The sequence below is a fragment of the Sorangium sp. So ce394 genome, assembly GCF_051474665.1.
GTDB lineage: Bacteria > Myxococcota_A > Polyangia > Polyangiales > Polyangiaceae > Sorangium > Sorangium cellulosum_D.
In genome coordinates this window covers 5,768,408-5,779,818 of record NZ_CP150339.1, presented here as the reverse complement: position 1 = coordinate 5,779,818, position 11,411 = coordinate 5,768,408, and the positions used below count along the sequence as shown (strand labels likewise).

The window sequence follows — 11,411 nt, the reverse complement described above, 5'->3', positions numbered from 1 at the left end:
GTTCCCGGGAGGTCGCGTGCCGCTGTACTCGACGGATGACAAGCAGGTGGGGGCCTGCGACACGACCGCAAGGCGCGGCGAGGAACCCCGGAGCGTCGAGCCCGCCGAGCCGGTCGCGCTCATCGGGATGGCCGGCCGCTTCCCCGGGGCGCCGAGCGTCGAGGATCTCTGGAAGCTCCTCTGCGACGGCGCGGAGGCCATCCGCGACGTCCCTGCAGACCGCTGGGACGCGGAGGCCTACCACGCGCCCGATCCGGCCGCGCCCGGCAAGATGCTCACGCGCGCGGGCGGCTTTCTCGGCGAGGTCGACCGCTTCGACGCGGCCTTCTTCGGCATCTCGCCGCGCGAGGCCGCGCACATGGACCCGCAGCAGCGCCTCGCGCTCGAGGCGAGCTGGGAGGCGCTCGAGGACGCGGGCATCCCGGCGGCGGGGCTCACCGGCAGCGCGACGGGCGTGTTCCTGGGCGCCATGTGGCGCGACTATGGCCGGCTGCCCGGCGCCCGCGGCGAGGCGATCTCGCAGCACACGGCGACGGGCAACGATCTCAGCATCCTGGCAGCGCGCGTCTCGTACGCGCTCGGGCTGGAGGGGCCGAGCGTGGCCCTCAACACCGCTTGCTCCTCGGCGCTCGTCGCCGTCCACCTCGCCTGCCAGAGCCTGCGCGCGGGCGAGTCGTCGCTCGCGCTCGTGGGCGGCGTGAACCTCATGCTCTCGCCCGAAAGCACGGTGGCCATGACCAAGTTCGGCGGGCTGTCGCCCGACGGCCGGTGCTTCTCTTTCGACGCGCGGGCCAACGGCTACGTGCGGGGCGAGGGCGTGGGCGTCGTGGTGCTGAAGCTCCTCGCGCGCGCGCGCGAGGACGGCGACCGCGTCCGCTGCGTGATCCTCGGCAGCGCAGTGAACAACGACGGTCGGGGCCGGACGGGGCTGAGCTCCCCGAGCGCCCGCGCGCAGGCCGCGCTCCTGCGCCGCGCCTACCGGAGCGCGGGCGTCCTGCCGGCCGCGGTCCAGTACGTCGAGGCGCACGGCACCGGCACGTCCGCCGGCGACCCCGTGGAGGCGGAGGCGCTCGGGGAGGTGCTCGGCGCGGGCCGGCCGGCGGACCGCCCGCTCCGCATCGGATCCGTGAAGACCAACATCGGGCACCTCGAGCCTGCAGCGGGCGCCGCGGGCCTGATCAAGGCCGCGCTCTGCGTCGAGCGCGGGGCCGTGCCGCCGAGCCTGAACTTCGAGACGCCGAACCCCCGCGTCCCCTTCGAGGCGTGGCGCCTGCGCGTGCAGACCGAGATCGGCCCCTGGCCCTCGCCTGCCGAGCCCGCCCTCGCCGGCGTGAGCGCGTTCGGCTTCGGTGGCACCAACGCCCACCTGGTCCTCGCCGAGCCGCCAGCGCCAGAGGGCGAGGCGCACGCGCCAGGCCTGCGGGTGATCCTGGTGTTCGCGGGCCACGGATCGCAGCGGCCGGGCATGGGCGGCGCGCTGCTCGAGCGCGAGCCGGTCTTCCGCGCGGCGCTCGAGGCGTGCGCCGACGCGCTCCATGGCCTCGGCGGCCCCGCGATCCTGCCGGCGATCGCGGCCGGCGCGGCGAGCGCCGCGCTGGAGGACGTCGAGGTGGCCTGGCCTGCGCTGGTGGCGGTGGAGATCGGGCTCGCGGCGCTGCTGCGATCGTGGCGCGTGGAGCCCGCGGCCGTGGTGGGCCACAGCGTCGGCGAGGTCGCGGCCGCGCACGTGGTCGGGGCGCTGAGCCTCGAGGAGGCGATGGAGATCGCGCTGCGCCTGGCCCGGCGGGCCGCGCGCGCGCGCGGCGGCGCCATGGCCCACGTCGACCTGCCCCCGGCCGAGGCGGCCGCGCTGATCGAGGGGCGCGCGGATCGGCTCCGGGTCGCGGTGCACGCGAGCCCCGGGGCCACGGTGCTGTCCGGCGACGCCGAGGCGCTCGGCGACGTGCTCGCCGCGTGCACCGCCCGCGGCGTCGGGTGGCGGCCGGTGCGGGGCGACGTCGCCGCGCACGGGCCGGCGCTCGCCTGCCCCGCCGCGCGCGCGGAGCTCGGCGCGGCGCTCGCCGGGCTCCGGCCCCGCGCGGCCCGGGTACCCCTCTATTCCAGCGCGACCGGCGGCGCAGCGCGGGGCGAGTCGCTCGACGCGGCGCACTGGGAGCGGAGCATCGCCGAGCCGGCGCGCTTCGCCGAGGCGGTCGCCGGCGCCGCCGCGGAGCCCTCGGCCGTGCTCGTGGAGGTGAGCGCGCAGCCGATCCTGCAGCAGGACCTCGAGGCCATCCTGGCGCACGCCGGGCGGGCCGCGGTGGTGCTCCCGTCGCTCCGGCGCGGCGAGGACGAGCGCCGCTCGATGCTCGACGCGCTGGCCGCGGTCCGCGAGGCCGCCTCCGGGCAGCGCGCCCCGTGCCCCGCGCGCGTGGAGATCGTCCCGCTGTCTGCGAGGGATCCGGCCGCGCTCGCCGCCCTGGCGCGCGCGCACCGGGCTCATCTCGCCTCGGAGGCGGGCCGACGCGCGCTGCTCGCCGACATCGCCTACACCGCCGCGGTCCGCCGCAGCCACCTCGAGCATCGCGCCGCCGCGGTCGGCGGCTCCCGCGAGGAGATCGGCGCCGCGCTCGACGCCCTGGCGGCGGCCGAGCGCGCCCCGGCGCCCGCCCTGGGGCGCCCCCGGATCGCGTTCGTGATCTCGGGCCAGGGCACGCAATGGGCAGGGATGGGCAGGGAGCTCTCCGCCTCGGAGCCCGTGTTCCGCGCGGCGATCGCGCGCTGCGACGAGCGCTGGCGGCGGCTCGCAGGCTGGTCGCTCGAGGCCGCGCTGGAGGCGGGCGAGGCCTCGAGGCGCCTGCACGACACCGAGATCGCCCAGCCGACCCTCTTCGCCGTCCAGCTCGGTTTGATGGAGCTCCTCGTATCGTGGGGCGTCGAGCCGGAGCTGCTGCTCGGCCACAGCCTCGGCGAGGTGGCAGCGGCCTGCGCGGCGGGGGCGCTGACGCTCGACGACGCCCTCGTCGTGGTGCACCACCGATCCCGGCTCCTTCAGCGAGCGACCGGGCTCGGCGCGATGGCCGCCGTCGAGCTCGCGCCCGAGGAGGCGGCGCGCGCGATCGCCGGCCACGAGGGCCGCGTGGCCATCGCCGCGGTCAACGATCCGGGCTCGGTGGTGCTGTCCGGGGAGACCGCGGCGCTCGAGGAGGTGCTGCGCGCGCTCCGCGGCCGGGGCGTCGAGGCCCGATCGCTGCCGGTCCGCTACGCCTTTCATAGCCCCCAGGTGGCGCCGCTCGGCGACGCGATCGAGCGCGCGCTGGACCGCCTCGCGCCGCGGCGCGCGGCGCGCGGCCTGATCAGCACGGTGACAGGCGCGCGCGCCTCCGGCGCAGAGCTCGACGCGCGCTACTGGGGCCGGAACGTGCGCGAGCCCGTCCAGCTCGCGGCGGCGACGCGCGCCGCGCTGGATCTCGGAGCCGACGTGCTCGTCGAGATCTCCCCCCACCCCGCCCTCGCAACGTACCTCGAGCGCGCGATCGCCGCCGCTGGCGCCGCGGGCCGCGTCATCACCACCCTGCGCCGCGGCCGCGCGGAGCGCCGCGCGATGCTCGAGGCGCTCGCCGCGCTCTACGCCGCCGGCGTGGACGTCCGCTGGCAGGCGCTGTATCCCCGCGGCGGCCGCTGCGTCTCGCTGCCCTCGTACCCGTGGCAGCGGACGCGCTTCTGGCTCGACGCGCCCCCGGCCGAAGCGCCGGAGCGCCCCGCGCGGACCGGCGAGCACCCGCTGCTCGGCGGCGGCTTCACCGTGGCCACGCAGCCAGGCGCCCGGTTCTGGGAGCGGCGCCTCCGCGCCGGCGCGCCGCGCTGGCTGGCGGACCATAGCGTCCTCGGCGAGGTGATCGTCCCCGCGGCCGTCCTGGCGGAGATGGCGCTCGCGGCCGCGGCGGGGAGCGCCCCCGGAGGCGTCGTGCTGGACGATCTGCGCTTCGAGCGCCCGCTCGCGCTGCCAGCCACGGGCGCGCGGACCGTCCAGGTGGCCGTCACGCCTGGGCCGGGGGCGGGCGCCTTGGTGCAGGTGGCGAGCCTGCACGAGGGCGGTGAGGCGTGGGTGGTACACGCGCGCGGCGAGGCGCAGCCCGCGGACGGCGCGCCCGGCGCGGAGCCCTCGCCGCCCGCCCCGCCGGAGCGGGCCGTCGCCGAGGACGCCGCCGCCCATTACGCCGACCTCGCCGCGCGCGGGCTCGTCTACGGGCCGTCGTTCCAGGGGCTCGTGGAGCTCTGGCGCGCCCCGGGCGAGGCCCTGGCCCGCCTCGTCGCGCCCGCCGCTCCGGCTCTCGAGCCCGGCCGCTGGATCCTCCAGCCCGCGCTCGTCGACGGCGGGCTCCAGCTGCTCGCAAGGCTCCTCGGCGCTGCGCTGGAGGAGGGGCCCGGGGCGGCGGCCGGCTCGCCTGGCGACGCCGGCGCCGCAGGGATCGCCTACGTGCCCGCCGGCGCTGAGCGGCTCCGCGTGTACGAGGCGCTGCCGCGCGAGGCGTGGGTGCGCGCGCGGCTCCGGCCGGCGGTGGGCGGCGAGCTGCCGCGCGGCGATCTCGCGTGGATGGATGCGCGCGGCCGGGTGCTGGTAGAGGCCAGCGGAGTGCGCTTCGGCCAGCTCCACGGGACGCGCGCCTCGGACGCGTGGCTGCACCGCGTCTCGTGGGCGCCCATGCCGCTGCGGGCCGCGGCGCCGCCGGGGAGCTCCTCGCCCGAGGCGGGCACGTGGGTCATCGTGGGGGACGCGGGCGGGCTGGGCGCGGCCCTGGCGGCTCGGCTCGAAGCGAGGGGCCATCGCTGCGTGCGCGCGGCGGCCGGCGCGCGCGCCCCGCGCCGCGTCGACCGCCTGGATCCCGCCGATCCGGGGGCGCATCGCGCGCTCCGCGACCTCTCCCTCGCGGGCGGCGTTCCGCTGCGGGGTGTCGTGCACCTCGGCGCGCTGGACGCGACGGCGCTGCCAGAGGCGGGCCTCGACGCGATCGAGGCCGTCGCGCGGCTCGGTCTCCTCGGCGCGCTCGGCGCCGCCCGGGCCATCCTGCGCGGGGAGACACGCGACGCGCCGCGGCTCTGGCTGGTCTCGCGCGGCGCCCAGGCCGTGCGCGAGGCCGAGCCCGCGCGGCCCGCACAGGCGCTGCTGTGGGGCCTCGGTCAGGCGCTCGCGCTCGAGCACCCGGAGCTGCGCTGCACCTCGGTCGATCTCGATCCGGCGCCCCGCTCGGACGAGGCGGAGGCCCTGCTCGCGGAGCTGCTCGCGCCCGACGGCGAGGATCGCGTCGCGCTGCGCGCGGACGGCCGGCGCGCCGCGCGCCTCGTCCGCGCCCCGCTCGCGCCGGCGCCAGATCCGCAGCTGGCGCCGGACGCTACCTACCTCGTCACCGGCGGGCTCGGCGGCCTCGGCCTCAGGCTCGTGCGCTGGATGGTCGCGCGCGGCGCGCGGCGCGTGGTGCTGGCGGGGCGGCGCGCGCCGAGCAGCGCGGCCGCCGAGGTCATCGCGGAGCTCGGTCGGGCCGGCGCGCGCGTCGACGCCGCGGCGGTGGACGTCGCGGACCGCGCGCAGCTCGCCGCGCTCCTCGACGCCATCGCGCGCGAGGGGCCGCCGCTGCGCGGCGTGATGCACGCCGCGGCGGTGCTCGACGACGGCACCGCGCTCGAGCTCGACGCGCCGCGCCTCGCCCGCGTCCTCGCGCCCAAGGCCCGGGGCGCCTGGAACCTGCACGCGCTCACCGCTTCCTTGCCGCTCGATTTCTTCGTGCTCTTCTCGTCCGTCGCCTCGCTCTTCGGATCCGCGGGGCAAGGCAGCTACGCTGCCGCCAACGCTTTCCTCGACGCCCTCGCGCGCGCCCGCCAGGCCGCCGGCCTGCCCGGCCTCAGCGTGGCGTTCGGGCCCTTTTCCGAGGTCGGCCTCGCGGCGGCCGACGAGCGCCGCGGGGCCCGGCTCGGCCGCCGGGGCGTCGGCAGCTTGAGCCCTGCCGAGGGACTGTCGGCGCTCGGCCGGCTGCTCGGGGCCGGCGCCGCCGGCACCTGGGGGGTGGTCCGCCTCGACGCGCTCCGCTTCTTGGAGTCGCATCCGGGCGCCGCGGCTTCGCCCTTCTGGTCGGCGCTGCGGGGCGCGGGGGAGCACGCCCTGCCCTCGTCGGCGGCGGGCATGCGGGACGCGCTGTCGAGGGCGCGCCCAGAGGCGCGCGTCGCCTTGATCGAGGCCCACCTCGCCGAGCAGATCGCGCGCGTCGTCGGCGTCGACGTCGCGCGCCTCGACCTGACCCGGCCGATCCTCGATCTCGGCATGGACTCCCTGATGAGCCTCGACCTGCGCAACGGCCTGGAGGCCAGCCTCGGCCTCCGGCTCGCGGCCACGCTGCTCTTCGCCTACCCGAGCGTGAAGGCGCTCTCGGCCCACCTGCTCGCGGAGCTCGGCCTCGGCGACGCGCCGGCGTCGCGCGCGCCGGCCGCGCCCCCGGCGGGCTCTCGCTCGGCCTCGCCGGGCGGTGACCCGCCCGCGCTCGCCGAGGAGGCGATCCTCCGCCTGTCCGAGGCGGAGGCCGAAGCGCTGCTCCTCGAGCGACTCGGGGCGCTGGAGCGGCGAGGGGCGCCTTGAGCGACGCGCAGGCCTCCCCGATCAAGCGCGCCCTCGCCGCGATCGAGGAGCTCCGCGCCGAGCTCGACGCGCTACGCCGCGAGCGCGCCGAGCCCATCGCCGTCATCGGCATGGCCTGCCGCTTCCCGGGCGGGGCCTCGTCGCCCGAGGCGCTCTGGCGGCTGCTCGACGGCGGCGCCGACGCGGTGACCGAGGTCCCGCCGGACCGCTGGCCCCTCGCGCCCGCCGCGGACCTGGCGCCCGCGCAGCGCGCCGCGCGCTGGGGCGCCTTCCTCCGCGACATCGACGCCTTCGACCCGCATCACTTCGGCGTCTCGCCCCGGGAGGCGGCGAGCATGGATCCACAGCAGCGGATCCTGCTCGAGGTCGCCTGGGAGGCGCTCGAGCGCGCGGGCCAGGTGCCCGAGCGGCTCGCGGGCAGCGCCGCCGGCGTCTTCGTCGGGGCGATGCACGACGACCACCGCGAGCGCAGCGCCGCCGGGGACCCGTCCCGCTTCGACCTGCACACCGGCACCGGTGCGTTCCGCGGCTTCGCGGCGGGCCGGATCTCGCACGTGTTCGGGCTCACGGGCCCCAGCCTGGTCGTCGACACCGCGTGCTCCTCCTCGCTGGTGGCCGTGCACCTCGCCTGCCAGAGCCTGCGCCTCGGCGAGTGCGATCTCGCGCTCGCCGGCGGCGTGAGCCTGATGCTCTCGCCCGCCACGATGGAGATGGGCGCGCGGCTGAACGGCGCGCTCTCGCCCGAGGGCCGCTGCCGGACCTTCGACGCGCGAGCGAGCGGCTTCGTGCGGGGCGAGGGCTGCGGGCTCGTGGCGCTCAAGCGCCTGTCGCGGGCGCGCGCCGACGGCGACCCGGTGCTGGCGCTGCTCCGGGGCTCGGCCGTGAACCAGGATGGGCGCTCGGCGGGGTTGACCGTGCCCAGCGTGCGCGCGCAGGAAGAGCTGCTCCGCGCCGCGCTCCAGCGCAGCGGCGTCGCTCCCGAGGACGTCACCTACGTGGAGACACACGGCACCGGCACCCCGCTCGGCGACCCGATCGAGGTGGAGGCGCTCGCGGCCGTGCTGGGCGGCGCGCACAGCGGTCCGCCGTGCGCGCTGGGCGCGCTGAAGCCCCACCTCGGGCACCTCGAGGCGGCCGCCGGCGTCGCCGGGCTCATCAAGGTCGTGCTCGCCATGGAGCACGGCGCGATCCCCGCGAACCTCCACTTCGAGGCCCTGAACCCCCGCATCTCGCTCGAGGGCACGCGCCTCCGCCTGGCGACCTCGAGGCTGCCCTGGCCCGCCGCCGGCAGACCGCGCGTGGCCGGGGTCAGCTCGTTCGGGCTGAGCGGCACCAACGCGCACATCGTCGTCGAGGAGGCCCCGCCCCCGCCCGCGACCGAGGCCGCGCCCGCCGGACGCGCCGTGCTCCTGCCGCTCTCGGCCCGCGACCCCGCCGCCCTCCGCGCGCTCGCGGCCGCGTACCGCGAGCCGATCGCAGCCGCGCCCTCGGCCGCGCTCGCGGATCTCGCGTACACGGCCGGCGCGCGGCGCGCTCACTTCGAGCACCGCCTCGCCGTCGTCGGGGCGTCGCGCGGCGAGATCGACGCCGCGCTCGCCGCGGTCGTGCGCGGCGAGGCGCATCCGGCGGCGCTCCGGTCCGACGGCGCCGGAGCGCGCCCGTCCGCGCGGCGGCCGCACCGCCTGGTCTTCGTCTGCCCGGGCACCGGCGCGCATCGGGCGGGGATGGGGCGCGAGCTCCTCCGCGACGAGCCCGCCTTCCGCCGCGAGCTCGAGGCGTGCGACGCCGAGGTCCAGCGCCGCGCGGGCTGGAGCCTGCTCGAGGAGATCGCGGCCGACTCCGACCCGGCGCGCGCCGACCTGGTGACCATCGGCCAGCCCCTGATCTTCGCGCTCAGCGCCGCGCTGGCCGCGCTGTGGCGCTCCTGGGGAGTCCTGCCGGACGCGGTGGTGGGCCACAGCTTGGGCGAGGTGACGGCCGCCTACCTGGCCGGTGCGCTGAGCCTGGCCGAGGCGGTGCGCGTCGTGTGCACCCGCGCGGAGAGCCTGGCGCTCAGCGCCGGCCGCGGCGCCATGGCCGCGATCGACCTCGGGCCGGCCGACGCCGAGGAGCAGCTCCGCGGCGAGGACGACCGCCTCGCGATCGCCGCCTGGAACGGCCCCGGCGAGGCCGTGCTCTCGGGGCCCGTCGAGGCGCTCGACGCCGCGCTCGCCCGGCTCGCCGCGCGTGGGGTGGCCGCGCGCCGCCTGCGCTCCCCCCACGCATTCCACGGCCCCGCCGTACGCCCCGCCGCGGACGCGTTGCGCGCCGCGCTCGCGGATCTCGCGCCCCGGCCCGTGGCGCTGCCCCTCTACTCCACCGTGACCGGCGCACGCGTCGAGGGGCCGGATCTCGGCGCGGCGCACTGGGCCCGCAACGTGCGCGATCGCGTGCTCTTCTGGCCAGCCGTCGAGCGCCTGCTCGAGGACGGGCACGGGATCTTCCTCGAGCTCAGCGCGCACCCCGCGCTGCTCCCGTCCGTCGACGACGCCGCGCGCCGCACGGAGCGGCAGGCGCTCACGCTCGCCTCGCTGCGCCGTGATCGCGGCGAGCGGCGAGCGATGCTCGAGGCGCTCGCCGCGCTTTACACAGAGGGCCGCCCCGTGGACTGGGCCCGCCTCCACCCGGGCCGCGCGCGCTGCGTCCCCGCGCCCACCTACCCCTGGCAGCGGCAGCGCTTTCCGATCCCCGGCGCGCCGCCCGCCCGCCCGCGCGCCGCGGCGACGGAGGCGGCGCCGCCGCTGTCCGCCGCACCGGAGGGGGTCGACCTTCCCGCCGCCCCCCCGGTCGTCCACGGCGTCACCTGGAGCCCGGAGCCGCGCCCCGTCATGGCGCCGCCGGCGCCGACGGCCCCGGGCCGATGGATCCTGCTCGGCGGCGCGCGCGGCGCGGCCGGCGCGCTCGCCGCCCGGCTGGGCGCCGCCGGCGACACCTGCGCGCGCGTCAGCGTGGAGGAGCCGGAGCAGCTCCGCGCCGCCATCGACGCGCTCCTCGCCGCGCCCGCGCCGCCCTGCCGCGGCGTCGTGCACCTCGGCGCGCTCGATCTCCGCGAGCGCGCGCCGGGCGCGCTGACCGGCGCGGTCCTGCTCCGGGACGCCGAGGCCGCCGCGGCCGGCCTGCTGCACGCCGCGCAAGCGCTCGCCGCCTGCCGCGCTCCGCCCCGGCTCTGGCTGGTCACCACCGGCGCGGCCGTGGATGCGCCCCGCGACGCCGCGTCCCTGGCCGCGGCGTCCCTGTGGGGCCTTGGGCGGGGGATCGCCGCCGAGCATCCCGAGCTCGCCTTCACCAGCGTCGACCTCGCCGCGCCCGGCGAACCCGAGCTCGGCGCGCTCGCCGAGGTGCTGCGATCGGACGACCGCGCCGAGCAGGTAGGCCTGCGCGGCGGCGCGAGGCTCGTGCCCCGCGTCGCCCCGCTGCCCCTGCCCTCGGCCGCGGCGCCCCGCGTCGCCGGCGCCTGGCTCGTCACCGGCGGCCTCGGCGCGCTCGGCCTCGCCGTGGCTCGCTGGCTCGCCCGGCAGGGCGCGGAGGCGATCGTGCTCGTGGGCCGGCGCCCCCCCGGCGAGGCCGCGGCGCGCGTCGTCGACGACCTGTCGCGCGGCGGCGCCCGCATCCTCGTCGAGCGCGCCGACGTCGCGGACGCCGAGCAGCTCGCGGCCCTGCTCGCGCGCGCCGCGGGGGCGCTCCCGCCGCTGCGCGGCGTCGTGCACGCGGCGGGGGTCGCCGAGCGCGCGCTCGTCACCGATCTCGCGCCCCGCGCGCTCGGCGCCCTGCTCGCGCCCAAGCTCGCCGGCGCCTGGAACCTCCACCGCCTCACCCTGGAGAGTCCGCTCGACGCCTTCGTGCTCTTCTCGTCCGTCGCCGCCTGGATCGGCGTCCCGGGCGCCGCCGCGTACGCCGCCGCCAACGCCTCCCTCGACGCCCTCGCGCGCCATCGCCGCGCCCTCGGCCTCCCCGCGCTGAGCATCGGTTGGGCCGCCTGGTCCGGCCGTGGCATGGCCAGCGACCCGCGCGTGGCCCGTGCCCACGCCTATTTCGAGCGCCGCGGCATGGCCGGCATCGCCGAGGACGACGCGCTGTCCTTGCTCGGCCGCCTCCTTGATCCCGCCGCGGCGGCCCCGCCGCACGTGCTCACGCTGCCGCTCGACCCCGCGGGCCTGGCGGCGGAGCGCCGCCGCGCCGACGCCCGCTGGCTCGCGCTGCTCGGGCAGGAGCCGGCCCCCTCGGGCGGGATCGCGCCCGCGCGCGCCATGCTCGCGCAGGCCACGCCCGCGGCGCGGCGCGCCGCGCTGGAGCAGCACGTCCTCGGGCTCGCCGCCCTGGTGCTCGGCACTCCCGCCGATCAGATGCCCCTCGGCGCTTCCTGGAGCGACCTGGGCATGGACTCGTTCCTCGCCACCGAGCTGCGGCGCCTGCTGGAGGCGAGCCTCGGCGTGCCGCTCCCGGTCACCCTCGCCTGGCGACACCCCACGCTCGCCGACCTCACGCGCCACCTCGCCGGCGCGCTCGGCCTCGATCTGCCCGCCTCGGCCGAGCTCGCGGCCGCCCCCTGCCCCGCCGGCGGCGCGGCGCTCGGGGACATGCTCGGCGAGATCGAGCAGCTGCCGGACGCCGAGGTGCGACGGCTGCTCCGCGGAGCGTGAGGCGGGCGCGGGCCGGCAGGAGAGCCGCCCTCGCCGAGAGCGAGGCTCCCGCGCGCGGGTAACCGACGGAGACCGACGGAGACCGACGGAAAGCGGCGCGCGCTCGCGATCCGACAACCGGACGA

2 protein-coding genes are annotated in these 11,411 nt (G+C 79.0%); both read left to right on the top strand.

The genetic code is table 11. The features are described from left to right. The first annotated feature begins 16 nt into the window (after positions 1 to 16). Positions 17 to 6,607: a type I polyketide synthase gene (locus tag WMF33_RS21100; RefSeq protein WP_437338830.1), complete on the top strand. Its 6,591-nt coding sequence runs from the start codon at positions 17 to 19 to the stop codon at positions 6,605 to 6,607. Continuing rightward, positions 6,604 to 11,286, top strand: a complete 4,683-nt coding sequence (locus WMF33_RS21095) for a type I polyketide synthase (RefSeq protein WP_437338829.1) — start codon at positions 6,604 to 6,606, stop codon at positions 11,284 to 11,286. The genes WMF33_RS21100 and WMF33_RS21095 overlap by 4 nt, the downstream gene beginning before the upstream one ends. Positions 11,287 to 11,411 lie beyond the last annotated feature (125 nt).